24 protein-coding genes are annotated in these 25,427 nt (G+C 63.6%); 12 read left to right on the plus strand and 12 right to left on the minus strand.

Annotated features, from left to right (window positions below; translation table 11 throughout):
• Positions 1–7: 7 nt before the first annotated feature.
• On the minus strand, positions 8–1,177 hold the full coding sequence (locus ACZ9H4_RS06645) for a GNAT family N-acetyltransferase (protein ID WP_476118532.1): 1,170 nt from the start codon (positions 1,175–1,177) through the stop codon (positions 8–10).
• 132 nt (positions 1,178–1,309) lie between these two features.
• Between ACZ9H4_RS06645 and ACZ9H4_RS06650 the strand changes: the two genes are divergently transcribed.
• Positions 1,310–2,998 (plus strand): NAD+ synthase, encoded by a 1,689-nt coding sequence (locus tag ACZ9H4_RS06650; RefSeq protein ID WP_408141616.1) that lies wholly within the window; start codon positions 1,310–1,312, stop codon positions 2,996–2,998.
• Between the two features lie 136 nt (positions 2,999–3,134).
• Entirely contained in the window at positions 3,135–3,473 is a 339-nt protein-coding gene (gene glnK / locus ACZ9H4_RS06655; RefSeq protein ID WP_006048444.1) for a P-II family nitrogen regulator, read from the plus strand.
• Between the two features lie 254 nt (positions 3,474–3,727).
• On the opposite strand, the gene ACZ9H4_RS06660 is transcribed toward glnK, so the two are convergent.
• The 5 genes from ACZ9H4_RS06660 to ACZ9H4_RS06680 form a co-directional block, all read right to left on the minus strand.
• Positions 3,728–4,885: a porin gene (locus ACZ9H4_RS06660; RefSeq protein WP_408324555.1), complete on the minus strand. Its 1,158-nt coding sequence runs from the start codon at positions 4,883–4,885 to the stop codon at positions 3,728–3,730.
• 588 nt (positions 4,886–5,473) lie between these two features.
• A complete protein-coding gene (locus ACZ9H4_RS06665; RefSeq protein WP_408324554.1) occupies positions 5,474–6,253 on the minus strand; it encodes an ABC transporter ATP-binding protein in 780 nt (259 codons plus the stop codon).
• 48 nt (positions 6,254–6,301) lie between these two features.
• Positions 6,302–7,015, minus strand: a complete 714-nt coding sequence (locus tag ACZ9H4_RS06670; protein WP_121316851.1) for an ABC transporter permease — start codon at positions 7,013–7,015, stop codon at positions 6,302–6,304.
• On the minus strand, positions 7,012–7,701 hold the full coding sequence (locus ACZ9H4_RS06675; RefSeq protein WP_408141619.1) for an ABC transporter permease: 690 nt from the start codon (positions 7,699–7,701) through the stop codon (positions 7,012–7,014). The genes ACZ9H4_RS06670 and ACZ9H4_RS06675 overlap by 4 nt, the downstream gene beginning before the upstream one ends.
• Before the next feature lie 344 nt (positions 7,702–8,045).
• The gene (locus ACZ9H4_RS06680) at positions 8,046–8,822 is read right to left on the minus strand and encodes an ABC transporter substrate-binding protein (RefSeq protein WP_408324553.1); all 777 of its coding nucleotides are present in this window, start codon (positions 8,820–8,822) and stop codon (positions 8,046–8,048) included.
• Positions 8,823–9,539: 717 nt separating this feature from the next.
• Here ACZ9H4_RS06680 and ACZ9H4_RS06685 point away from each other — a divergent pair.
• Positions 9,540–10,247, plus strand: coding sequence for a pirin family protein (locus tag ACZ9H4_RS06685; protein ID WP_408141621.1), 708 nt, complete (start codon positions 9,540–9,542; stop codon positions 10,245–10,247).
• 206 nt (positions 10,248–10,453) lie between these two features.
• Here ACZ9H4_RS06685 and ACZ9H4_RS06690 read toward each other — a convergent pair whose 3' ends face one another.
• On the minus strand, positions 10,454–10,990 hold the full coding sequence (locus ACZ9H4_RS06690; protein ID WP_408152854.1) for a Spy/CpxP family protein refolding chaperone: 537 nt from the start codon (positions 10,988–10,990) through the stop codon (positions 10,454–10,456).
• Positions 10,991–11,209: 219 nt separating this feature from the next.
• On the opposite strand from ACZ9H4_RS06690, the gene ACZ9H4_RS06695 reads away from it, so the two are divergent.
• On the plus strand, positions 11,210–11,935 hold the full coding sequence (locus tag ACZ9H4_RS06695; RefSeq protein ID WP_408141623.1) for a response regulator: 726 nt from the start codon (positions 11,210–11,212) through the stop codon (positions 11,933–11,935).
• Entirely contained in the window at positions 11,919–13,235 is a 1,317-nt protein-coding gene (locus ACZ9H4_RS06700; protein ID WP_476118535.1) for an ATP-binding protein, read from the plus strand. Before ACZ9H4_RS06695 ends, ACZ9H4_RS06700 begins: the two co-directional genes overlap by 17 nt.
• Before the next feature lie 110 nt (positions 13,236–13,345).
• Here the strand turns inward: ACZ9H4_RS06700 and ACZ9H4_RS06705 are convergent, their stop codons facing one another.
• Positions 13,346–13,612 carry a hypothetical protein gene (locus tag ACZ9H4_RS06705; RefSeq protein WP_168665067.1) on the minus strand — a complete coding sequence of 89 codons (267 nt, stop codon included), beginning with the start codon at positions 13,610–13,612 and terminating at the stop codon, positions 13,346–13,348.
• A gap of 167 nt (positions 13,613–13,779) precedes the next feature.
• Complete coding sequence (locus ACZ9H4_RS06710) at positions 13,780–15,471, minus strand: sensor domain-containing diguanylate cyclase (protein ID WP_408141625.1); 1,692 nt, start codon at positions 15,469–15,471, stop codon at positions 13,780–13,782.
• A 721-nt stretch (positions 15,472–16,192) separates the two neighbouring features.
• On the opposite strand from ACZ9H4_RS06710, the gene ACZ9H4_RS06715 reads away from it, so the two are divergent.
• Together ACZ9H4_RS06715 and ACZ9H4_RS06720 are read left to right on the plus strand one after the other, a co-directional pair.
• Positions 16,193–17,944: an ABC transporter permease gene (locus ACZ9H4_RS06715; RefSeq protein WP_408141626.1), complete on the plus strand. Its 1,752-nt coding sequence runs from the start codon at positions 16,193–16,195 to the stop codon at positions 17,942–17,944.
• Positions 17,945–17,963: 19 nt separating this feature from the next.
• Positions 17,964–19,310, plus strand: a complete 1,347-nt coding sequence (locus ACZ9H4_RS06720) for an ABC transporter ATP-binding protein (RefSeq protein WP_408152853.1) — start codon at positions 17,964–17,966, stop codon at positions 19,308–19,310.
• A 76-nt stretch (positions 19,311–19,386) separates the two neighbouring features.
• Here the strand turns inward: ACZ9H4_RS06720 and ACZ9H4_RS06725 are convergent, their stop codons facing one another.
• The 3 genes from ACZ9H4_RS06725 to ACZ9H4_RS06735 form a co-directional block, all read right to left on the minus strand.
• Complete coding sequence (locus tag ACZ9H4_RS06725; RefSeq protein WP_476118537.1) at positions 19,387–19,956, minus strand: hypothetical protein; 570 nt, start codon at positions 19,954–19,956, stop codon at positions 19,387–19,389.
• Positions 19,953–20,531: a hypothetical protein gene (locus ACZ9H4_RS06730; RefSeq protein WP_168665059.1), complete on the minus strand. Its 579-nt coding sequence runs from the start codon at positions 20,529–20,531 to the stop codon at positions 19,953–19,955. Before ACZ9H4_RS06730 ends, ACZ9H4_RS06725 begins: the two co-directional genes overlap by 4 nt.
• 410 nt (positions 20,532–20,941) lie before the next feature.
• A complete protein-coding gene (locus tag ACZ9H4_RS06735) occupies positions 20,942–22,000 on the minus strand; it encodes a sigma-54 interaction domain-containing protein (protein ID WP_408141630.1) in 1,059 nt (352 codons plus the stop codon).
• 340 nt (positions 22,001–22,340) lie between these two features.
• Between ACZ9H4_RS06735 and ACZ9H4_RS06740 the strand changes: the two genes are divergently transcribed.
• From ACZ9H4_RS06740 to ACZ9H4_RS06760, 5 genes are all read left to right on the plus strand, one after another.
• A complete protein-coding gene (locus ACZ9H4_RS06740; RefSeq protein WP_408141631.1) occupies positions 22,341–22,658 on the plus strand; it encodes an ElaB/YgaM/YqjD family protein in 318 nt (105 codons plus the stop codon).
• A gap of 52 nt (positions 22,659–22,710) precedes the next feature.
• Positions 22,711–22,974 carry a hypothetical protein gene (locus ACZ9H4_RS06745; RefSeq protein WP_408141632.1) on the plus strand — a complete coding sequence of 88 codons (264 nt, stop codon included), beginning with the start codon at positions 22,711–22,713 and terminating at the stop codon, positions 22,972–22,974.
• A gap of 302 nt (positions 22,975–23,276) precedes the next feature.
• Positions 23,277–24,677, plus strand: a complete 1,401-nt coding sequence (locus ACZ9H4_RS06750; protein ID WP_408141633.1) for a sigma-54-dependent transcriptional regulator — start codon at positions 23,277–23,279, stop codon at positions 24,675–24,677.
• Between the two features lie 122 nt (positions 24,678–24,799).
• The gene (locus tag ACZ9H4_RS06755; RefSeq protein ID WP_408141634.1) at positions 24,800–25,036 is read left to right on the plus strand and encodes a hypothetical protein; all 237 of its coding nucleotides are present in this window, start codon (positions 24,800–24,802) and stop codon (positions 25,034–25,036) included.
• Between the two features lie 150 nt (positions 25,037–25,186).
• Positions 25,187–25,399, plus strand: a complete 213-nt coding sequence (locus ACZ9H4_RS06760) for a hypothetical protein (RefSeq protein ID WP_408141635.1) — start codon at positions 25,187–25,189, stop codon at positions 25,397–25,399.
• Positions 25,400–25,427: the final 28 nt, after the last annotated feature.

Consider the following 25,427-nt stretch of genomic DNA (forward strand, 5'->3'; position numbering starts at 1 on the left):
ACGCGCTTTACCCTTTGAACGGATTGTGTTCGCGCAGCTCGTCCACGTAAGCGTGGATGCTGTTCTTTTCGTTGTCGAGAAAATGGCCGACCGCATCGGCGAACGCGGGATGCGCGAGCCAATGCGCGGAACGCGTCACCGTCGGCAGAAAACCGCGCGCCATCTTGTGCTCGCCTTGTGCGCCGCCTTCAAACGCGCCGAGCTTTTCCTCGATGCAGAATTCGAGCGGCTGGTAGTACGCGGTTTCGAAGTGCAGACACGGCACATGTTCCAGCGCGCCCCAGTAGCGTCCATACAAGGTGCCGCCGGTTTTCTCATCGCGCTGATACACCACGAGCGAACTGGCAATCGGCTTGCCTTCGTATTCAGCGATGACGAGCAGCAGATTCTCCGGCATCGTCGCGCCGATCATGCGGAAGAAATCGAGGTTTAGATACGGACTCGAAAAGTGTTCACGGTACGTCTGCCGATAACACTTGCTGAAGAAACGCCAGTCCGCATCCTGAATGTCCTCGCCGCGAATCCGCCGCATCGTCACGCCGGCGTCGTGCACCTTGCGACGCTCGGCGCGAATGTTCTTGCGCTTCTTCTGTTCGAGCGTCGAGAGGAAATCGTCGAAGTCGCGATAGCCGTCGTTGAGCCAATGAAACTGCACGCCTTCACGCTGCATCATGCCCATGCCGGTGAGCGCGTTTGCTTCGGTTTCGGTGGGAAAGAGCACGTGCAGCGACGACACGTCGGCTTGCTCCGCGAACGCCATCAGCGTGGCTGCGAGATGCCGCAACGCGTGAGCATCCGCCGAAAGCAAGCGGTTGCCCTGCACCGGCGTGAACGGCACCGCGCACAGCAGCTTCGGGTAATACGGCAAGCCGTTGCGCTTATATGCATCGGCCCATGCCCAATCGAACACATACTCGCCGTACGAGTGCCCCTTCAGATACACCGGCGCAGCCGCCGCGAGCTTGCCCGTGCGCGCGTCGGTGAGCGTGACGAATTGCGGCGCCCAGCCGGTATCGGCGACCGCGCATTGGGTCGCATGCAGCGCGCTCAGAAACTCGTGCCGCAGAAACGGCGTGGGTTGCGCCTGTTGCGCGAGGAGGGCATTCCATTCGGCGGCGTCCACCTCGGAGGGCGACGCCAGAATGCCCGTGCGATAATCGAAGCGTTCCTGGTTCAATCTGTGTGACTGTTCCCAATGAGCGGCGCGGTGTCGTGATGACCGCGTCGTTTGTTTATCCGATTTGTCCGTTCCGTCGAGCCAACCAGCCGCGGTACTCGCAAGCCACCCGGCTTGCCTGTCGATCCTGCCATGAAGACCCGAATCGCTCTTGCTCAAATCAATGTCACTGTCGGCGACTTCGCCGGCAACGTCGCGAAGATCGTAGCCGCCGCACGCGCGGCGCACAACGATGGTGCGAAGCTGCTGATCGCGCCTGAACTCGCGCTCTCCGGCTATCCGCCCGAAGATCTGCTGCTGCGTCCCGCGTTCTATACCGCGAGCGCGGCGGCGTTGGCCGACCTCGCTGTGCAACTCAAACCGTTCAGCGGCTTGCATGTGATCGTCGGTCATCCTTCGCGCGACGCAGCGCACGGCCATGGTAATGCAAACGCGCCGATCGAGCGCGGCGTGCCGCCGGTCGATACGTTCAACGCGGCGTCGCTGATCGTGGACGGCGAAGTGAAGGGCACCTACCGCAAGCAGGATTTGCCCAACACCGAGGTGTTCGACGAGAAGCGCTACTTCGCCTCTGACCCGCAGCCGTTCGTGTTCGACCTCGACGGCGTGAAGTACGGCGTGGTGATCTGCGAGGACGCGTGGCATGCATCGGCCGCGCAAATGGCGAAGGCGGCGGGCGCGCAAGTGCTGCTGATTCCGAACGGCTCGCCGTATCACCTGAACAAGGAAGCGGTGCGCTTCGACATCCTGCGTGCGCGGATTCGCGAAACCGGCCTGCCGATGGTCTACCTGAACATGGTCGGCGCGCAGGACGAGCTGGTGTTCGACGGCGGTTCATTCGTGCTCGACGCGCAAGGCGGGTTGATCGCGAAGATGGCGCAGTTCGAGGAAGCGACCGCGATCGTCGAATTCGACAACGGTGTGCCGTTGCCGGGCGCGATCGCCGCAGAGCAGTCGCTCGAAGCGCAGGTATATGCGGCGCTCGTGATGGGCGTGCGCGACTACATCAACAAGAACGGTTTCCCTGGCGCGTTGATCGGCCTGTCGGGCGGCGTGGATTCGGCGCTGGTGCTGGCCGTCGCATGCGACGCGCTCGGCGCGGACCGGGTGCGCGCGGTGATGATGCCGTCGCGCTACACGGCCGACATCTCCACCACCGACGCCGCCGAGATGGCGCGCCGCGTCGGCGTGCGCTACGACGAAATCGCGATTGCGCCGATGTTCGACGCGTTCCGCGGTTCGCTCGCGCAGGAATTCGCGGGCCGCGCCGAAGACGCCACCGAAGAGAACATCCAGGCGCGCATTCGCGGCACGTTGCTGATGGCGCTGTCGAACAAGTTCGGCTCGATCGTGCTGACCACCGGCAACAAGAGCGAGATGGCGGTTGGTTACTGCACGTTGTACGGCGATATGGCGGGCGGCTTCGCGGTCATCAAGGACATCGCCAAGACGCTCGTGTACCGCTTGTGCCGTTATCGCAACGAAGCCACGACGTTCGAAAAGCGTGACGTGATTCCCGAACGGATTCTCACGCGCGCGCCGTCGGCGGAATTGCGCGAAAACCAGACCGATCAGGACAGCCTGCCCGAATACGAAGTGCTCGACGCGATCATGCGCATGTACATGGAAGAGGACCGCTCGCTCGGTGAAATCATCGCCGCGGGCTATGCCGCCGACGACGTGAAACGCGTCACGCGCCTGATCAAGATCAACGAGTACAAACGCCGTCAGGCGCCGATCGGCATTCGCGTCACGCATCGCGCGTTCGGCCGCGACTGGCGCTATCCGATCACCTCACGCTACACCGAGCCGGTGGAGTGAGACGCGGCGCAGCACTGCTGCCGCACTCGAAGCCAACCCGAAGCACGCGCCGGAATGCCGCAACGCATCCGGCGCGGCGTAGAATAAAAATCATCCATTTCCCTTTCACTCTTCCAGTCACGAGACGAGGTCCGCCATGAAGCGCATCACTGCAGTCATCAAACCGTTCAAACTCGACGAAGTGCGCGAGGCGCTCGCTGAAGTCGGCCTCACGGGGCTGACCGTGACCGAGGTCAAGGGCTTCGGCCGGCAGAAAGGCCATACCGAGCTCTATCGTGGTGCAGAGTACGTGGTCGACTTTCTGCCGAAGGTGAAGATCGAAGTGGTGGTCGCGGACAATCAGTGCGACCAGGTCATCGACGCAATCATCGGCGCGGCGCGCACCGGCAAGATCGGTGACGGCAAGATTTTCGTCGCGGACGTGGAGCGCGTAATCCGAATCCGCACCGGCGAAGAAAACGAAGCGGCGGTCTGAAGCAGGCGTTCGGCTTCGCAAAATCGCGTATCGAAGCACAACGCAGCAAACGCCGGTCTTGCCCTCTCTGATCCACGCACGCACCGAGCCGGTGCGTCTGGACCACGGCAAAACCGCGCGCACAAATAAAAAACGGTGCAATACCCTTGCGGATATTGCACCGATACGCGCCTCTCGCAGCAGCGTGAAAAAGATTCTCTTGAAGAACTCTTGAACGCGCCCCGCAGGAAATTCCTTCGGGGCGCTTCGTTCGCTTAGAACGAGTGTTGAATACCTGCGTACACGCCGGATTGCGCGCGACCTTGCAGCGGGTTGTCCGTCGAAGCGGCGTAACCTGCGTTGTTCGCGTTCAGACCAAAGTTGGCCGCACGGCTGTTCTGCACCGTTGCCACCTGCAGATCCAGCAGCGTGCGCTTGGACAGGTTGTACGAGCCGCCGACCGTGTAGATCGTCGCATTGCCTGCGCCATTGTTGCCGTTCACGTGGTAGACCGCTGCAATCAGCGCTGCAGCCGGCGTTGCTTGCCACGTCACACCGCCCCATTCATGATCGAGCGTGGTCGGCTGGCCCGGCAGCACGCCGGTTGCACCTGCCGAACGGACAGCCTGGTAAGCCGCCTGAATCTTGAACTGGCCGAGGAAAACGTTCACGAGCGCCGAGTATTCACGCGATGCCGCGAACACGCCGTTATTCGTATTAGCCGTATTGATGCCATTGTTGGCGACTGCGCCGCCCCACAGACCGCCGTTGGTCGGGTTGCGGATTTCGTCGTAAATACCGCGGATCTGGAACAGCGAGTTCGTGTACGTGACTTGTGCGCCGGCTTCGCGACCTTGTGCGGTCGTGCCGTTGCCGTTCCAGCCCGTTGCGTTCGACAGAGCGTATTGACCGTAGAAGTCAAAGCCTGCGATCTTCGGCGACTGGTACGCGAAGTTGTTGCTCGATTGCGGCCAGTTGCGGCCACGCACCAGCGATGCCGACGACCAGTTCGATTGACCGAACGGGTCGAAGTCCCACACGCCGTTCGAGATGAAGAGCATGCGGCCCATCGTGAACGTACCGTACTGGTCGTTCGACAAACCGATCGTTGCCCAACGATTGAAGAGACCGCCGCCGCCAGGACCCGCGCCCGTCATCGTGTTGAACGAGCCTTCCAATTGGAACAGGACCTTGTTGCCGCCACCGATGTCCTCAACGCCCTTCAAGCCCCACAGGCTGGTACCCCAGTCGCCGCTTTCAGCTTTCCAGCGGTTCGTGTTGCCATTGGCCGCGCCATTGGCGTTGGCACCGGTCGGAACACCCGACATGTATTCGATGCCCGCATCAAGGCGGCCATACAGCGTGACGCTGCTTTGAGCGTGAGCGACAACCCCGGCCGACATCAGCGCAGCGGCGAGCAAAGCTTTCTTCATCTTCTCCTCCATACCCTGTCAAAAAATGAAACCCAGTACTGCGAATGGTGTTCGGACACGAGCCGTGCCGAACAGAAATCGGTGGTACCAGGGAGATTAGCGGGTGGATTGGGTCTCCTGCCGTGACGTGTAGCCTTCGGGCTATCTGCTCGTCATGCCGATCCCTCGCCGACCGGTTCTCCTCTGTGCTTTGAAGTGAAACTACTTTTAATCAACTTTGTTTTGCTACTTTGGTTACTAATTTATCAAAAATACCCTGGAGTGGGAGAAGAAATTAGTACCGGCATTTGGTGGTGTCTCCAAATTGCAATAAGAATGTGTGCAATGACTCGTTGCAGCGGCCTGGAAAAGCGTGCAAACCCTTATCTGGTAAGGGAATCACGGTTCGGCGGGGGCAAGATTAAGGATTGCCACTATTGACGCTTTCAAAGTGGCAGAGTAGGGCGGTCTGGCGAGGAGGGAGGCCCGCGCGAAGCGGGTTTCGCGGCCCTTGCGGCAAAAATGCGCGGAGATAAGTAAAAAAGGCGCTCGTAAGCGCCTTGTAATGTCAATGCGGTTAAAGCCCAAATATCGGGCTTCGAGTGGTCATTATTTGAGACTTCCGGAAAGGAACTGTTTGAGCCGTTCGCTTTTCGTGTTTTTGAATACCTCGTCGGGGTGGCCTTCTTCTTCGACGCGGCCCTGATGCAGAAACATCACGTGATTCGACACGTTGCGCGCGAATCCCATCTCATGCGTGACGACGATCATCGTGCGGCCTTCTTCGGCGAGCTTCTGCATGACCTTCAGCACTTCGCCGACCAGTTCGGGGTCGAGTGCCGAGGTCGGTTCGTCGAAGAGCATGACGTCGGGATGCATCGCCAGTGCGCGCGCAATCGCGACACGCTGCTGCTGGCCGCCCGACAGATGCGAAGGATATTGCTTTTCCAGACGCGGCGCGAGGCCGACCTTCTCCAGATATTCGCGGGCGCGCTCTTCGGCTTCCTTGCGCTTTAACCCCAGCACGTTGACCGGCGCCTCGATGATGTTCTCGAGCACGTTCATGTGCGACCACAGGTTGAAGTGCTGGAACACCATCGACAGCTTGGTGCGTACGCGCTGCAGCTGCTTCGGGTCCGACACGCGCAGCGCGCCGGCCTTGCCGATCTGCGTGCGCACTTCCTCGCCGTCGACGAAGATGCGCCCCGAGTTCGGCTGTTCGAGAAAGTTGATGCAGCGGAGCATCGTGCTCTTGCCCGAGCCGGACGAGCCGATCACGCTGATCACGTCGCCGGCGTTGGCCTTCAGCGACACGCCTTTGAGAACTTCGTTATCGCCGTACTGCTTGTGAAGCTCGTCGACGAAGAGCTTTTGCTTCTTGGTGTTCATCAGGATCCTTGACGAGCTTACTTGCCAGGGGCACGGTGGTGCCCGGTTTTACTTGCCTTGCGGCCGCAGGTAAGCGAGCCAGCGGCGCTCGGCGCGGCGGAACAGCCACACGAGCGCGAAAGAAATACATAGATAGAGCAGCGCGGCGATACCGAACGCGTTGAACGATTGATACGTCGCGGAGTTCACGTCGCGGGCGATCTTGAGGATGTCCGGCACCGTCGCGGTGAAGGCGACCGTGGTGGCGTGCAGCATCAGAATCACTTCGTTGCTGTAATAGGGCAGCGCGCGGCGCAGCGCCGACGGCAGAATCACGCGCCGGTACAGCGTGAACGACGACATCCCGTACGCGCGCGCCGCTTCGATCTCGCCATACGGCGTCGCCTTGATCGCGCCGGCGAAAATCTCGGTGGTGTACGCGCAGGTGTTCAGCGTGAAGGCGAGCAGCGTGCAATGCATGCCGTCGCGGAAGAATGCGTTGGTCAGCTCGTTATTGCGGATGATTTCGAGGCTGTACAGGCCGGTGTAGCAGAGCAGCAGCTGCACGTAGAGCGGCGTGCCGCGAAAGATATACGTGTACAGCCACACGAGGCCGGCGAGCCATTTCTTCTTCGACACCCGCGCGACCGCGAGCGGAATCGACAAACAGAAGCCCAGACCGATCGACACCACCAGCAGCCACAACGTGATCGCGAGGCCGGTGAAACGGTAGCCGTCGGTGAAGAGATAGTTGCGCCAGTATTCCTGGATGATCGCGATCATAGATCCGCCTTTCGCACGCCGGTCGAGTAGCGCTTTTCGAGGTACATCAGCACGAAGTTGGACACGGTGGTGATGGCGAGGTAGATCGCCCCTGCGAGCAAAGTGAAGAAGAAGAAGCGCAGCGTGCCCTTGCCGGCATCCTGCGAAGCCTTGACGACGTCCGCGAGACCGATGATCGACACGAGCGCGGTGGCCTTGACCATCACCTGCCAGTTATTGCCGATGCCGGGCAGCGCGAAGCGCATCATCTGCGGGAACATCACGCGCGTGAAGACCTGCCAGCTCGTCATGCCGTAGGCCGAGCCCGCTTCCAGCTGGCCGCGCGGCACCGCCAGAAACGCGCCGCGGAAGGTCTCCGTGAAGTACGCACCGTAGATGAAGCCGAGCACCGCGACGCCGGCCACGAACGGATCGATGTCGATCTGGTCCCAGCCGAGCACGTCGGTCAGGTCGTTCAGCCAGATCTGGATGCTGTAGAACAGCAGCAGCATCAGCACGAGGTCGGGCACGCCGCGCACGAGCGTCGTGTACACCGTGCCGACTCCGTAGGAGAAGCGGTTCTTCGACAGTTTCGCCGCCGCGCCGAGCAGGCCCAGCACGAAGGCGAACACCAGCGACAACACCGCCAGTTTGACGGTTTGCCAGGTGCCGTTGAGAAGCAGCGGGCCGTAGCCTTGAAGGAACATATGGGGTCCTTGACGATGCGTTTGCGACGCACCGCGAAAGACGCGGCCAGCTCTGCGCCGCGTTTGCCGCGAGCCGGATACTCGCTGTGACCTGCGGCGCACAGCGCACCGCTGTGCAAATCATGACTGCATGGACGTTGCCGGCCTTGCAGCGCGCTTGTTGGGAAACTTGTCTCGAAACTGTTTGAATCTACTGCCGACTGACTGACTTCCCGACTCTAGTACGAAGCCCCGGGAAAGCCCATGCGGGCGAGCCCCGAGTCTCGTGGATGCTGCGTGCTGCCTGTTGTGCTGCTGCCACCTGCTGCGGGCCGCTTGCGCGGCAACCGGCCCGGCGCCCCGGCTTAATGCCCCGGGTAGATGTCGAAGTCGAAGTACTGCTTTTCGAGCTTCTTGAACGTGCCGTCCTGGTGGGCCTGCGCCAGTGCCTTGTTGAACATCGCCTTCAGATTGGCGTCGCTCTTGCGCAGGCCGATGGCCGTGCCGTCGCCGATCGTCTTCGGATCCTGCACCGCCGGGCCGGCCCAGCCGAAGCCTTTGCCGCGCGGCGTCTTCAGGAAGCCGGCGTCGGCCTGGATTTCGTCCTGCAGTGCGGCGTCGAGACGGCCCGAGCCGAGATCGGCGTACACCTGATCCTGATTCTGGTAAGGCACCACGATCACGCCCTTGGGCTCCCACCAGACCTTGGCATAGGCTTCCTGGGTCGAACCCTGCTCGACGCCGACGCGCTTACCCTTCAGCGATTCGACCGTGGGCACGAGCGGCGAGCCGGCCTTGGCGATCATGCGGGCGGGGGCGTCGAACAGCTTGTCGGAGAAGTCGATCTGTTCGCGGCGCTTGTCCGTGACGGTCAGCGACGACACGATCGCGTCGAACTTGCGGGCCTTCAGTGCGGGAATGATGCCGTCGAGATCCTGTTCGACCCAGACGCACTTCACGTTCATCTTCGTGCACAGCGCGCGGGTCAGATCGACGTCGAAGCCGACGACCTCACCGCTCGGCGCCTTCGATTCGAACGGCGGGTAGCTGGCGTCCACGCCGATGCGCACGGTCTCCCACTCTTTCGCCATCGCGCCGGTGGCCATGAGCGCAAGCGCCACGCACAGTGCGAACTTCTTCATGTTTCTCCTGGATCAAACTGATCGTCGTGGGGTGACCCGGCGACCGCCGGCGCTGGGCTGGCCGTCGCTATTCTAGGCGGTCAAAATTGTTGCGCCGCGCGGGATGCTGCTGCGCTCCGGCGGGCGGCTTTTCGATGCGTCGAGGAAACCCGGCGCGGACCTGAGGCCTGCTGCGAGCGCCTCGCAGCCGACCATGCCGGGTCCGCTGGCGCACTAGGGCGCCCACGCATCTTGAAAAGCGCGGTATTTTACCCGAACAGAGGCGAGGCGTCAGGCCGGAACGCCGATGACGGTTAACTGGCCGCTGTTGGCGTTGTGCGTGCGCGACGCTGAGGCGCGGCTTCCCCGGTTGCGGTAAGCGTGCCGGTGGCGCGGCCTTTTCGCTTAAGCTGGTTTTGCGCGGGTTTGTGCGCTGCCTGGATTTGCCCCTGCGTGGATGTGGCTTTGCGTCGGTCGTGCGTCGGCTTGCGCATGGGACTCGCGCCTGGTTTGCCGGTCTGGCGTGGTTTTTGGGCTTCGTGGCTTCTCGTGGCTTCTCGTGGTCTCGCGGCGAGGGCGGCGCGTGGGCGATCGTAGTCTTAGCCCGAGCGTTTGCCGCCATGCCTGGCCTGATTGCATGGATTTATGGAACGATCCGGTGCACTCGCGCCGGATTGTTTGGAGGCCGCGCTGCCCCTACATTCTCGTCATCGCTATTTACTTACCGGGAGTATTTCCATGATCGAGATTCGCCGTTCCGAAGAACGCGGCCACGCCAACCACGGCTGGCTCGACTCGTATCACAGCTTCTCGTTTGCCGACTATCGCGACCCGCAGCACGTGCATTTCGGCCCGCTGCGCGTGATCAACGAAGACCGCATCGCCGGCGGCGAGGGCTTCGGCACGCACGGCCATCGCGACATGGAAATCGTCACGTACGTGCTCGAGGGCGCGCTTGCCCATCGCGACAGCATGGGCAACGGCTCGACCATCCGCCCCGGCGACGTGCAGCGCATGAGTGCGGGCACCGGCGTGCAGCACAGCGAGTTCAACGCATCGCAGGACGAGCCCGCGCATCTGTTGCAGATCTGGGTGATTCCGAAGCGCGCGGGCGACCAGCCCGGCTATGAGGAAAAGCGTTTCGACGCCGCCGACAAGCGCGGCCGTCTGCGTGTGGTCGCGTCGCCCGATGGCCGTGACGGCTCGGTGACGATTCACGCGGACGCATCGATCTATGCGGGTTTGATCGACGGTGCGGAATCGGCCACGTTTGCGTTGCCGAAGGGGCGTCTTGCGTACGTGCACGTGGCGCGCGGTGCGCTGACGGTGAACGGCCAGGCGCTCAAGGCGGGCGATGCCGCGAAGCTCAGCGAAACCGATACGGTGACGCTCGACAAGGGCGAGGACGCCGAAGTGTTGTTGTTTGATCTCGGTCAACTGAACTGAACTGAGCTGAACTGAACGCCTGATTGAAGGATCGTTCGACGGGTCTTCGTTGCGGTGCTAGATGACAGTGCAACGAGCCCGCCTTCGCAAAACAGAAGCCGGCAGCACCACGCAAAAACGCCACGGATGTTTTCCGTGGCGTTTCTGTTTGCATCGACAGGAACAGGACGGCCGCACTGGCCCGCCTTGCTGCTCGCTCGCGCCGCTTACTGATTCGCGGCCGGCGCCGACGCCGTGCCCTTGTGGTTCTCCCAACGCTCACGCATCTTCTCGTGGCGCGATTCCATCTTCGCGAAGCGCTGCTTCAGCGCCGTGCTGACGGTCGTTTTCTGCTGATCGTTCAAGCCGTTATAGAACTTGAGCCATGCGTCGGTGGTTTGCTGACGCAGTTGCGCATCCTTCTGCTCGACTTGCTGATGCGCGGCGGCCATCGCGTTCAGATCCAGGATCGGCTGTTGCTGCGCAGCCTTGAACTGGCTCTTGATCTGCTCATGATTGGCACGCATCGCTTCGTGGCCCTGCTTCATTGTGTCGAGCGCGGTTTGCCATTGCTTTTCCTGATCCGCGTTCAGTTTCAACTGGTCGTGCAGTTGCGTCAGCTGCTTCATGAAGTGTCCATGCCAGCCCCCGGGACCACCGTGGCCGCCAGGCGTGGCGGGTTGTGCGGCAAAGGCGGCACCCGTGCCGATGGCGAGGGCGGTGGCGGCAACGGCGAGAACGCGCGACATCTTTTTGGTGGACATATAAGGCTCCTTGTAATGGAATAGCCGACGATGCAACCGGTCATGTGGACTGCCTGCATTCGGTAAGGCACAGCGTAGAGAAGCGCGCCGATCGCTGTGTTACGTGGCTTGATGCCGCTATTACGGACCATTACGTGCGCCTTTCACGGTAACACCCGGTAACCCTTGAGGGGCATCGGTTAACGAAAACCCTTCGTGCTGAGCGTTAAACTTCATTCCATGGCTACTCAAATACTTGTTGTCGACGACGACGTCGAATTGCGCGACCTGCTGCGCGACTATCTGGCCCGCCAGGGCATCGAAGTGTCGGTGCTGCACGACGCGGGCTCGCTCGAGCGCAGGCTCGAACGCGAACGTCCCGATCTCATCGTGCTGGATCTGATGATGCCCGGTGTCGACGGACTCACGGCATTGCGCAAGCTGCGCGCGTCGGGTGACGACATTCCGGTGATCATGCTCACGGCGCGCGCGGACGACGTCGACCGGATCGTCGGCCTGGAGCTCGGCGCAGACGACTACCTCGGCAAGCCGTTCAACCCGCGCGAGTTGCTCGCGCGCGTGCAGGCGGTGCTGCGGCGGCGTCGCACGTTGCCGTCGGCGGCGGCGCCGGAGCAACGCGAGCCGTTCAACTTCGGCCGCTTCACGCTCGACTTCCAGTCGCGCACGCTGCATCTGGAAGGCAAGCCGCTCACGCTGTCCGGCAGCGAGTTCGCATTGCTGAAGATCTTCGTGAATCACCCCATGCGCACGCTCACGCGCGAGCGCCTGCTCGAATTGCTGCACGGTCCGGAATACGACGGCACCGACCGCGGCATCGACGTGCAGGTGTGGCGTCTGCGCCGCATCCTCGAAACCGACCCTTCCACGCCGCGCTTCATCCAGACCGTGCGCGGACGCGGCTACGTGTTCGTGCCCGACGGCGAGCAACATGCGCCGGCCCATTGATTCGCTGTTCGGGCGGCTCGCGCTGCTAGTCGTCGCGGTGCTGTTGTTGTCGCACTTCGCGTGGTACGCGCTGATGCGGCTCGAACGCTCGCAACTGCAAACGCGCTACGCGGTCGAGGAAGCCACCTTCCTCGTCGACGCGGTGCGCCAGCACGTCGCCCGTACGCCGGATCAGCCGTTGCCCTCGCGCGTCAAACTCGTCGATCCGGCGAGCCCGGAAGTGCCGCCCGACAACACGGAAATGCCGCCGCCACTGGAGCGTTTCGTCGAGGACGTGCGCGAGCGCATGCCTTCCGACACCCAGGTGCGGGTCGGCATGCCGGGCCGTCCGCCCACGCTCTGGGTGCGCGCGGCCAACGATCACAGCTGGATCGTCGTGCCGATGCAGCCATTGCGCATGCCGCGCTCGCTCGACCGTACGGTCCTGTGGCTGGTCATCATCTTTTCGTTCGCGGTGATGGCGGCGCTGTTCGCCGCCTGGGCGTTGCAACAGCCGCTGCGCTCGCTAGCCCAGGCGGTGGCGCGCTTCGGCCGCGGCCTGCCGGTGCCGCCGGTGCCGGAGCGCGGTCCGCGCGAATTACGGCAACTGACGCACGGCTTCAACCAGATGGTTCAGGAAGTGGCCCGCACCGAGAACGATCGCGCGGTAATGCTGGCCGGCGTCGCGCACGATCTGAAAACGCCGCTCGCGCGTTTGCGGCTGCGCGCCGAAATGATGGACGAGGTGAAGATGCGCGACGGCGTGGTGCGCGACGTCGATTCGATGACGCATATCGTCGAACAGTTTCTGGTGTTCGCGCACGACGGCGCCGATCGCAGCGAAGCCGTCGAAGTGGACGCGCAGTGCGAGCGGGTCGTGCGCAGCTATCGCGCGGTGGCCGCCGGTGCGCCCAGCGTGCTGACCGAGCTGAACGCGGGGCCGGCGTTTCTGCTGCCCGCCGCCACGCTCGACCGGATCCTGTCGAACCTGCTCGACAACGCGCACGCATACGGCGCGCCGCCGATCACCGTCGCCACCGCGCGCACGGCGCAAGGCTTCACGCTGTCGGTAAGCGACAACGGCAGCGGCATCGCCGCGCAGGATCTGATCAACGCGAGCCGGCCGTTCGTGCGGCTCGACCCGGCGCGCGGCGGCAACGGCCATAGCGGACTCGGGCTCGCGATTGTCGAGCGGCTGGTGCGGCGTGCGGGCGGGGAGTGGGAGATCGGCAACCACGGCGGCCGCGGCTTGCGGGTCTTGATGAGCTTTCCGTTCGAGGTGTTGTCGCGGGTGGCTGCGGCTTCAGAAAGCGCGTGGTAATTGTCTGGTAGGTGCCAGGCGGTGCGGACGCGATGCGTCTGCACCGTGTCGATAGTCGATTTGATGAACTCCGGACGCAAGGTTCGGAAGCATGGCGATACTGCGGTGTTTTAGTCCGAGAACAGCGTGTTCAACGCATTCGCCGCGTCGCTGTCCACCGTGTTCCACGTCACCGTTTCGGCTTCGAAAATGTAGTGCGTCGTGTATTTGCCGAGACGCGCGAGAATCTCTTCCTGAATCAGCTCCGGCGCCACGGCCAGCTTGAGATACCACGCGGTAGACGACAGACGCGTCTGGAACGCGCCGTATTCAGCCAGCAGATGATCGAACGCGTCAGCATCCTGATCGCGACAGACGATGATCAAATTTCCCTTCATGCGAATCTCCCGTTAAAGCGGTAGCGTCAACCTCGATGTCAGGGTCGATCATACCTGCTTCGTGACGGAAAGCCCCGCGCTGCGCGCTTGCGCGATATCGGTTGACGCACGCATCGGCGCGCGGGAGCCGGAGGGCGAAAGGTGCGCAGAGGGCACCAGCGGGCGCTTTACCAGACGTTCGCCACCGTGCGTGCCGGCGGTGCGGTGTCGTCGGGCGGCAGCGCTTCGGTGCGGTCGCGGCCGCCCGTTTTCGCGGCATAGAGCGCGGTGTCGGCACGACTCATGAGGCGCTCGGGCAGATCGTCTGGCGAGAGTTCGGTGATGCCGATGCTCACGCTCAAGCCCACCGACGGCGGCAGCTTCGGCGAGGGCACCGCTTTCAGACGCAGGCGCAAGCGTTCCACGACGTCGCGGCCGCTGGCGAGGCCAGTGGCCGGCAGCAGAAGGCCGAACTCTTCGCCGCCGAGCCGGCCGATTGCGTCGGCGCCGCGCAGCTCGGCGCGGCAGGTGTCGACGAAATGTTCGAGCGCGCGGTCGCCGGCGGCATGGCCGAAGCGGTCGTTGATCTGCTTGAAGTGATCGAGGTCGGCGATCGCCATGCACAGCGGCTCGTTGTTCGCATGCGCGCGTTCGATCTCGTGGCGCAGCAGATCGAGGAAGTAGCGCCGCGACAGCGCGCCGGTCAGCACGTCGTGGCGCGCTTCGGCCGAGAGCAGCGTATTGGCCGCCTGCAACTGCTCGGCGAGGTCGCGCGTGGCGCGATGGTGGCGCCGCTCGCGCACATACGACACGGTGATCACCCACGCCAGCGCGACCGTGCCGGCCAGCGTCAGAAACACCAGCAGATGGTCGCGCTTATGATTGCGCAGCAATTCCGGCCAGGCCGCGAGCGGGTCGACCAGGTGCGCGGAGAGTCCCGAATTCAGGCCGACACGGTCCTGATACAGCGCCGGCATCCGCTGCTCGCTCATGCCGAACAACTGGCCGGCGACCGCCGCGGGCACCCACGGCGCCTGCTCGCGCACCTGGGCGTCGATGCGAATCTGCATGCCGGGGAACGTTTCGCGGTGGTAGACGAGCCTGCGCTCGGCGGGGCTCATCTGCGTGACGCGCGAGTTCGGCAGCGTGTGGCCTTCGAGCTCGCTGTTGTGCGCCATGATGATGACGCCGTTGTCGTCGGCGACGAAGGTGCCCGCGTGCGCAACCCAGTGGCGCAGCCGCGCAATCCCCACTTTGGCGACGACCGCCCCGACCAGCAGCCCCTCCGCATAAACCGGCGCGGCGATGAAGATGCCCGGCTCGCCGCTCGTGCGGCCGACGCCATAGGCTTCCGAGAACGCGCCGAGCAGCGCGCTCGTCAGATAGCCGCGCATGCGCATGTCGACGCCGACGAACGAGTGCTCCGCCGCGAGCGGGTTGTCGATCGAGTTGCTCGACGCCACGCAGATGCCGTTGGCGTTCACGAGCCAGATCTGGTCGAGCCCGGAGAAACCTTGCGCGTCGTGCAGGAAGCGGCTGACCGTAGTCATTCGCGTATCTTTTAGCAGCGCGGCGCGCAGGGCGGGTTCCGCCGCCTCGCTGTTCGCGGCATAATTCTGTGATTGCACCAGGGCGCGCTGGACCACGTCCATTTCGGCCATGGTTGCGGGGATGGCGCGGGACATGGCGAGGTCGCTGGCAATTACCTCGGCCATGTTGTCGACGATCGATGCGGACATTTGCCGCTGCGCGCGCAGCGCCGCGTCCAGCTCTTGCTGTACCATCCGGTCCGCGACCATACCGGCCACGAACCAGCAAACCAGTACGATCAGCACGAAGCTGACCGGTCCGGTTACCTGGCGCAAGGTTGTCCTGTTCATCGACCCTCTGATCCGTCTGGCTGTGACATGCAACTAGCTCATTCGTGGCAGCGCGCAGGCGCTGTGTCGACCCTTAGGAAGCGGCTGCCGCGCCGCCGCCGCTGCGGCCCGGGATAAACCGCGCGCTGACAGACATGCGCGTCATGTCCTGATTTTAACCGGCATGGGGCCAGACGCCACCGTTATTGCGGGAATGCGAAGTGCATGAGCGAAGGCCGTCGGGTTCTTAACGGCACATGAGCCGGATCCTTGATGGCTGCGCGGGTCTTCTCTGGATGGTTTGTCGCGCCGGACCGGCGCTGCTGCGATGACCCGCGATGTGGTTCACGCGCCACGATCGACGGCTCGCGGCAACGTGGCGGCGATGCCGGCCAAGGCCGGTGTGGCGGGCTCCGGTGGCGATTTATCACGATTTGCCGTGAAAGGTTGTGCCTGAAACATAGGATGGTGTAGTGTCGTGCCGTCCAAAACAAGGAAAGCTCGCCAGCCTTCGGGCGGCGCCTGCGGCGACAGGAGTCCGGCGTGATCGGGTAGTCATGGACGGGCTCGTCCATGACACGTCCGTGAACCGGCCCACGTGTCTCCAACGCTAACGATTTACCGCGCACACGCGTTTTGCCATGCATGATTTCCGCTTTCCGGACCGATCTTCAGACCGCCGCGCCGAAGCCGCGGCCTCCTTCGAGCGAACCAGTGCCTGCATCGAAGGGGAGGGCATCTGATGGATTTCAGTTTCAACCTGAAGCGCACCGCCAATGCGTCGGCATGGCGGGTGTTGCCCAATCGCTGGGATTTCGTCGCCTTTCCGCTGATCATCTGCATCATCGCGATGGCGGCGATCGGCTTTCACGAAACGCTTGCGCCGATGTCGACGCTCAAGACCCAGGCGATCTCGCTCGATCCGGCGAACCTGCCTGAGTACGCGATGCGCACCACGCTGCGCATGCTCGCGGCGATGGTCGCCTCGCTGATCTTCACGCTGGTCTACGGCACGCTCGCGGCCAAGAGCCGCCGCGCCGGCCTCGTGCTGGTGCCGATTCTGGACATCCTGCAGTCGGTGCCGGTGCTTGGCTACATTTCGTTTACGGTCACGTTCTTCCTCGCGCTGTTTCCGGGCCGCGTGCTCGGCGCCGAACTCGCGGCGATCTTCGCGATCTTCACGAGCCAGGCGTGGAACATGACGTTCAGCTTCTATCAGTCGCTGCGCACGGTGCCGCGCGATCTGGACGAAGTGTCGCGCGGTTTTCATCTGACCTCGTGGCAGCGCTTCTGGAAGCTCGAAGTGCCGTTCTCGATGCCGGGCCTCATCTGGAACATGATGATGTCGATGTCGGGCGGCTGGTTCTTCGTCGTCGCCTCCGAGGCGATTACGGTCGGCAACAACACGATCACGCTGCCGGGCATCGGCGCGTTCCTGGCGCAGGCGATCTCGGAGAAGAACCTGCATGCGATCGGCTGGGTGATCCTCGCGATGACGGTCGTGATCCTCGCGTACGACCAGTTCCTGTTCCGTCCGCTCGTCGCGTGGGCCGACAAGTTCCGCATGGAAACCACCAGCTCGGGCGACGCGCCGGAGTCCTGGCTGCTCGACCTGATTCGCCGCACGCGCCTGATTCACCGCCTGCTGGTGCCGGTCGGCTGGATGTTCGCGAAGGCCGCGCGGGTGCGCTTCCAGTTGCCGGCCTTCAGCGCGCCGCGCTTCCAGATTCCGCAGCGCGAGAAGAGTTCGAAGCTCGGCGACATGCTGTGGGCCGCGCTGGTGCTGGTCGTCACGGTGTACGTGGTGTACCGCGTGTTCCTCTATGTGCGCACCGGCGTGACGCTCGACGAGATGGGGCACGTGCTCGTGCTCGGGCTCATCACGCTGTTGCGCGTGGTGGTGCTGATCGCGATCGCCTCGGTGATCTGGGTGCCGGTCGGCGTGCTGATCGGCCTGCGCCCGGCGCTGGCGGAAAAGATCCAGCCGCTCGCGCAGTTCCTCGCCGCGTTCCCGGCCAACCTGCTGTTCCCGGTGTTCGTGATCGTGATCGTGCGGTTCCATCTGAATCCGGACATCTGGCTGTCGCCGCTGATCGTGCTCGGCACGCAGTGGTATATCCTTTTCAACGTGATTGCCGGTGCAAGCTCCTATCCGAACGACTACCGCGAGGCGGCCAAGAATTTCCACATCCGCGGCTGGCAGTGGTGGCGCCAGGCGATGCTGCCGGGCATCTTCCCGTACTACGTGACCGGTGCGATCACCGCGTCGGGCGGCGCGTGGAACGCGAGCATCGTGGCCGAATTCGTCCAGTGGGGCGATACGAAGGTGGCCGCTCACGGGTTGGGCGCGTACATCGCGCAGACCACCGCGGCGGGCGACTATCCGAAGATCATCGTGGGGATCGCCGTGATGTCCCTGTTCGTCACCCTGTTCAACCGCCTGCTGTGGCGTCCGATGTACGCCTACGCCGAAGCCAAGCTCCGGCTCGATTGAGATATGAAGGCATAACGCGATGCAAAATCCTAAAGCTGCTATGACCGCCGCGCCGATCCAGACGCCGCCGAAGCCGCCGCGCCTCGGCGAAGAGATCCTGCGCGTCAAGGACGTGTGCCGTGGTTTCAACAAGTCGCAGGGCGAACTGCTCGTGCTCGACGACGCGAACCTGTCGTTGCGCGAAGGTGAGATCGTCGGTTTGCTGGGCCGCTCGGGCTCGGGCAAGTCGACGCTGCTGCGTATCATCGCCGGTCTGATCGAGCCGACCGACGGCGAAGTCACCTATATGGGCAAGCCGCTCGACGGCCCCGCCAGGGGTGTCGCGATGGTGTTTCAGACTTTCGCGCTGTTCCCGTGGCTGACCGTGCTGCAAAACGTTGAGGCGGGTCTCGAAGCGCAAGGCGTCGGCGCCGCAGAGCGGCGCACGCGCGCGTTGGCCGCGATCGACCTGATCGGTCTGGACGGTTTCGAAAACGCGTATCCGCGCGAGTTGTCGGGCGGCATGCGGCAGCGCGTCGGCTTTGCGCGCGCGCTGGTGGTCGACCCCACGCTGCTGCTGATGGACGAGCCGTTCTCCGCGCTCGACGTGCTGACCGCCGAAACGCTGCGTACCGACCTGCTCGATCTGTGGACGCAAGGCCGTATGCCGATCAAGGCGGTGCTGATCGTCACGCACAACATCGAGGAAGCGGTGTTCATGTGCGACCGGATTCTGGTGCTGTCGTCGAATCCGGGGCGCGTGATCGCCGAGATCAAGGTGCCGTTCAAGCATCCGCGCAACCGGCTGGACCCGGCGTTCCGGCGTCTGGTCGACGAGATTTACGCGAAGATGACCGCGCGTCAGACCGACGAAAAAACCAGAAAGGGGCTGGAGCTGCATAGCTGGCTGCCGCATGTGTCGACCAACCTGATGGCCGGTCTGATCGAGACGCTGGCCGCAGCTCCCTACCACGGCCGCGCGGACATGCCGGAAATCGCGCGCTCGCTGCATCTGGAGGTGGATGATCTGTTCCCGGTGGCCGAAGTGCTGCAGCACCTCGGTTTCGCCGACGTGCGCGAAGGCGATATTTTCCTGACGCCGCCCGCGCGCGTGTTCTCCGAATTCGGCACGCAGGAGCGCAAGATGATGTTCGCCGAGCATCTGCTGCGGCACGTGCCGCTTGCCGCGCGGATCAAGAAGGTGTTGAACGAACGGCCGGGGCATCGCGCGCCGCGCGTGCGCTTCGAGCAGGAGCTGGAGGATTTTCTGTCGGACAGCGCGGCGGAAGAGACGCTCGACGCGGTAATCAACTGGGGCCGTTATGGCGAGATCTTCTCGTACAACGACCAGACAGAAATCTTCAGTCTGGAAGACGTGGAGTCTTGAGGCGTAGCCGGGCTGGCTAGCTAGCCAGGACAGACGGCTTAAGCGAAAAGCGGCAGGGGAGACCCGCCGTTTTTTTTTATTGCAGATTGCCCCAGCGTGCGACCGCCGGTTCGGCTGAAGCCCACTTCCAGCCTTTGTCCTGCTGGCAGGCGCTCGCCGTGAACCAGGCTTGCGGCGCGTTCGGCGCGTCGCCGTCCTTCACCGAGAACACGAACTCCTTGCACAGCGCGAGCGCCGAACCGAACGCGCGCGTCACGCGCACCTCGCCGTGAGCGTTCTCGATGGGCAGCGTGTGCTTGACCGACCAGGGCCGCGTCTCGCCGACCGGCATGGCGCCCGCCAACGCGGCGATCAGGTCCTGCTGGTCCTTGTGCATGTTGCGCATGTAGCGGCCGACGACTTCGTCTGTCGCGGCCTGCACGGCGATACCGACGCCGATCGCGACGGCCGGGTTCGAGGTCACGAGGCCCGATGCAACGCCCGCCGCCGCACCGCTCGCGGCGCCGACCGATGAACATCCGCTCGTCAGCAGGCTCGCGCTGACGCAGAGCGCGCCGGCCGCGATCAGCCGCAGACGGTTGCCGGACAATCGCGCGACACGTGTGCGAGCCGCCGCGCGCGAGACGCGAAGCGAGAGTGTCTTCATTGCAGCGCGCCCCAGCGTTCGGTGGCCGGTTCGGCCGACGCCCATTTCCAGTTCTCGCCGTCACGGCAGACCGACGCGACAAAAAACGCGCTGCTCGCGGGCACGTTTTTGGTGGCGGTCTCGTCGACGGAGAAGACGATTTCCTTGCAGTCGAGCGCGCCCGTGCTGATCGCGCGGCTGACAGTAACGCGACCGTGCTGGTCGTCTTCGATCGGGAACGAGTGGGTCACGCTCCACGGCGCGACCGCGCCGACCTCGAGCGGGCCGGCCACCCGGGCGATGCTGTCCTGCGTATTCCGATGGACCACGCGCTCCGAGTACTGCACGCCGGCGCGGGCCGCGGCCACTGCGCCGAGGCCGATGCCGGTGGCGACCGCCGCGTTGCTGGTGACTTTCGTCGCGACCGCCGCGCCTGCGATACCGGCGCCTGCCACGGCGCCTTCGGAGTAAAGCGAGCTACAGCCGCTCAATGCCGACGACGCAACGAGCGCGAATGCGACAAGCGCCGTTGCACGCTGACGTGCGCATCTGGCCGTTGTTTTTGCCCTGCCCGCCCACACCCTGTTTTTTTGCATTTCCCTGTCTCTGCTCGTGCAAGTGCCATTCATTCACGCGTGAAGCGAGCACGCGAACGAACGGCACGTCGTTCCAATACGCTGCCGCATTTTGCAGGATGCGTTTTGTAATTGGCAGTGGCAAAGTGCAAGAAATTGCAAAACATGATGCGGACCAAACCGGTTTCTGTTGAAGAGAACGAAGATTTGCTTGGTAATGCGAAGCAATGCACGAAGCAATGCACGAAGCAATGCACGAAGCAATGCACGAAGCGATGCACGAAGCGATGCACGAAGCGATGCGAAGCGAGCCGTTTCGCCGGTGAATCCGCGTTATTGGGATAGGGGGGAGGTGCTCACGCGAGGGATCGCGTGAGCACCAGGCAAGCTGGTTGGTTCTGTATTGCGCAGGCGCGTGTCTTGCAAAGCGCTTACTGTTCGGCTTCTTCTTCCGCGCCTTCGTCGCCGTAGGCGCTCAGGCGGTTGTACAGCGTTTTCAGACTCACGCCGAGCGCTTTGGCCGCACGCCGCTTGTCGCCGCCGCAATACTTGAGCGTACCGAGGATGATCTGCTTTTGCGCATCGGCGAGCGGCGTGCCGATCCACACGCTCATCGCGTCGCCCTGCGTGACGGCTTTTTTAACCCGCGACGCCAGATGCGGATGCGGCAGCTCGACGGTCTTCTCCGCGAGAATGAACGCGCGGTACACCGCGTTCTTCAGCTCACGCACGTTGCCGGGCCACGACCACGTGCGCAGCGTTTCGATCGACCGTTTGCTGAAGCTCTTGCTCGTGCCTTCCTGCTGATTCAGCTGCACGAGGAAGTGTTGCGCGAGCAGTTCGCGGTCGCCTTCGCGCTCGCGCAACGGCGGCGCGCGCAACGGGAACACCGCGAGCCGGTACATCAGGTCTTCGCGCAGGCCGTTTTCCTTCACGGCCACCGCGGGGTCGCGATTGGTGGCGGCGATCACGCGCACGTTGCCGCTGATCAGGTCGGTGCCGCCGACCCGGTAGAAGGTGCCCGTTTCGAGCGCGCGCAGCAGTTTGACCTGGCGCACCGGCGCCATTTCGGTAATTTCGTCGAGGAACAGCGTGCCGCCGTTCGCGTGTTCGAAGTAGCCGACGCGGCCTTGGACCGCGCCGGTGAAGCTGCCTTTTTCGTGGCCGAACAGTTCGGCTTCGATGAGTTCGTCGGGAATCGCGCCGCAGTTCACGGCGACGAAGGCGGCGTCCTTGCGGCTGCTTTGATCGTGAATCGTGCGGGCGATCAGCTCCTTGCCGGTGCCGGATTCGCCGATGATCAGCGCGGTCGCGTCGGTGCTGGCGACGCGCTCGATCTGCTCGTACAGATCCAGCATCACCGGTGACGAACCGTACAGCAGCCCGTACGATTTCAGTCCCGCGACGCCGTCCGCGACGCGCTGCTTCACCTGTGCCGAAGCATTGCCGCTGGCGGAGACGGTGGGCGAGTCCAGATCGGTTGACGCCATAGACGGTCCTGTGCAAATGAGTGTGTTGTTACGGCGCGCAGGCCTTGGACGCGAGACAGACCGGTCCAGCCGATATCTCGCAGAAGTCGATTTAACCACTTCGACGCGGTTTCCGGCAATCTAAGTGACGCCGTGCGACGGACATTCACGCGCGATCGGTCGAATGTGCGTCAGGCAACGAGCAGGCCGTGATGGAAGGCCGAATTTACCGGGCACGCCGTTTGCGTCAATGGCCCGACACGCGTGCGCTTTTTTCTGCGGCGCAGACCGGCCGAGGAGTTCGAAGCTCTCGATGCCCTGGAAGCGCATACGAACGCCGAATCTAGACGAGGAGTGAATGATGACTGACACCACGCAACAACTTGCACTCGGCGGCCAGAAGATTGTCGAGGACCTGCGGGTGCTGCTGAAGGACTCGGAGGAAATGCTACGGCTTGCCGCCAACGTCCCGGGCGAGGGCGTGGACGCGCTGCGCGACAGGCTGGGCACGCATGTGGAGACGCTGCAATCGGCGCTCGGCGATGCGCAGCAGAACGCCCAGCGGCGTTACCGGGTGGCCACCGTCAGCACGGAGCGCTACGTGCGGCACAACCCGTGGCGCGCGATCGGTATCGCGGCGGGTGTAGGCTTTCTCCTGGGCGTCCTGACCGCGCGCTGATTCGCGAGCGCGGTCCGGGCCTTATCCGCTTCACGACCACAAGGAGTTCACGATGGCACGACCAATTGGCATCTTCGGTGCATTGATGGCGCTGGGCGGCTTTCTGGCGGTCCGTTACGTGCAGAGCAAGCGCGCGGCCAAGTTCCCGTCCGCGCGGGAATTGAGCCGCTGGGAAGGCGAGGGCGGCGCCGTGGCGACGCCTGCATCCCCGGCGGGCAGCGTGACGACGGCAAGTGCGAGCCCGGACGCGCCCGCAGCGAATGGCTCGGCGCATGCGAACGGAGATGGCCGGGCGTGGCCGTTTCCGCGCAGTTGAGGCGGTGGCTCCCACGTGCCGCCCGCCATCTCACGTGAGAGAGGCGCGCTCGGTCAACATTGTTAATTTGTTTGAATAAGGCCGTATAATAGGCAAATACACAACAATGCTGCGGCGTTAATCGGGAATTTCCGGGTTATTGTTGCAATATTGTATGAAGTCGCCGGCGGGTGCGTGCGCGGAAAGTCAGCGTGTGCGTCCTGTCCGGAGCGCGCCGCCGTACGGTGCGCCACCGTCGGCGCGCTTTTAAGCATGCGCATTGGCATGCTCCCCTACCCACGCTTGCAGGTTTTCGAGACGCGATGCCACATGTACTGATTGTCGATGACGATGCCGGTACCCGCGAGGCGCTTTCCGCCATCATCGGGGAAGACGGTCTGACCACCGCCACCGCGGGCGATTTGCGCGAAGCGCGCATTCAACTGGTCCGGCAGATGCCGGACGTCGTCTTTACGGACCTGAAGCTGCCCGACGGCAGCGGGGTCGATCTGTTCGAAGATCTGGATCCGCGCTCCGGCGTGGAGGTGATCGTGATTACCGGCCACGCCACGGTGGAGTCGGCGGTCAACGCGCTCAAAATGGGCGCCACCGACTACCTGGTCAAGCCGATCAACATGCAGCGCGTGAAGGCGATCCTGTCGCGTTTGCCGCGCGCCGGCGACCTGAAGGCGGAAATCGGCACGCTGCGCGGCGAATTGCGCCGCATGGGCCGCTTCGGCTTGATGCTGGGCAACTCGCCGGCGATGCAGGAAGTCTACGACCAGATCGGCCGCGTCGCGCCGACCGCGGCCTCCGTGATGCTGGTGGGCGAGTCGGGCACCGGCAAGGAAGTCGCCGCCCAGACGCTGCATGAACTGAGCTTGCGCCGCAAGCACGCGTTCCTCGCCGTGAACTGCGGGGCGATCTCGCCGAACCTGATCGAATCGGAAATGTTCGGTCACGAGCGCGGCTCGTTCACCGGCGCGGACCGGCAGCACAAGGGCTATTTCGAGCGCGCGAACGGCGGCACGCTGTTCCTCGACGAAATCACCGAGATGCCGATCGAGCTGCAGGTGAAACTGCTGCGCGTGCTCGAAACTGGCATGTTCATGCGAGTCGGCACGACCAAAGAAATCGAAACCGATGTGCGCCTGATCGCGGCCACCAACCGGGATCCCGAGCAGGCGGTGCTGGAAGGCAAGCTGCGCCTCGACCTCTACCATCGGTTGAACGTGTTTCCGATCAGCCTGCCGCCGCTGCGCGACCGTGGCAAGGACGTCGAACTGCTCGCGCAGGCTTTCCTCGACGAACTCAACGAGCGCCACAACACGAAGAAGCACTTCCCCGCCGCCGTGAAGGATATGCTGATGTCGTATCCGTGGCCGGGCAACGTGCGCGAACTGAAGAACTACGTGCAGCGCGCGCACATCATGTCGGGCGCGGATTCGGACAGCACGGCGACGGTGCCGTTGCAGATCACGCTGTCGAAGCCCGCCGCCGGCACGGCCATCACGATTCCGTTCGGCACGTCGCTCGCCGAAGCGGACCGTCAGCTGATTCTGGCTACGCTCGAACAATGCGGCGGTGTGAAGACGCGCGCTGCCGAGATTCTCGGCATCAGTCTGAAGACGCTGTATAACCGCCTGGTCGAGTACGGCAACGATGCGCGTGACGAGGGCGATGCCGCCGACGAATCGCGCGCGCTGGGCGGCGCGGACGCCTGACGGGCGTCCCCGCCAGCGTCCACCAGCGCCCGCCCGCAGCCACATCCCCCGCCCGCCGGGAGGGCAACGTAACGGCACAGGCCTTGCTGCGATCCGAAGGAACGCAACCGAGGATAACCGACATGCCGGACTACGCTGCCGCTCCCGCGCTTCCCCCTTCGAAGCGTGCTCACCGTCCCGAACCGATCGAACCGCCGTCGCCGCCGCCGAACCCGGCCGAGCCCGACACCATCCCCAGTCCGGCTCCGCAGCCGATCGAACCGATCGAGCCCGTCGCTCCGCCGATCGGCGATCCGCCGCCGCAGCCCACGCAAACGCCGCAAGCCGCCGGGCGTCGCATGCTGCGAATGCAACTCTGACACGTCCGCTACACCGCACGCCCGTCCGGCGCACCAAATTTGTGTATTTGTTACAAAACGGGCGCATCTTTTACCGGCAATTTACCTTCGCGCCCCTTAGACTGTATGAATGCTGCTGGATAGCGGCGCGCTTCTCCGGAGGCAACGATCATGAGACATCCCGCATTGCGACGCTCGGCGCGCCATTCGAAGCGCGATGCCCGACCGGGCGGTAGCCAGGCCGAGCCCGCGGTGTCGCCGGATCCGGCCGCGCAAAACCGCGTAGCGCCCGATGCGCCGCCCGACGGCGAGCACAACCAGGGTGGCGTGCGCAAGGAAGGGCTGGAATACCAGCGTGATCTGGGTTCGGAACAGGATGCTTGAGTTCGTTCGAACCCCATTCGAGCGATTT

It is taken from the genome of Paraburkholderia sp. TE9906 (genome assembly GCF_056279605.1).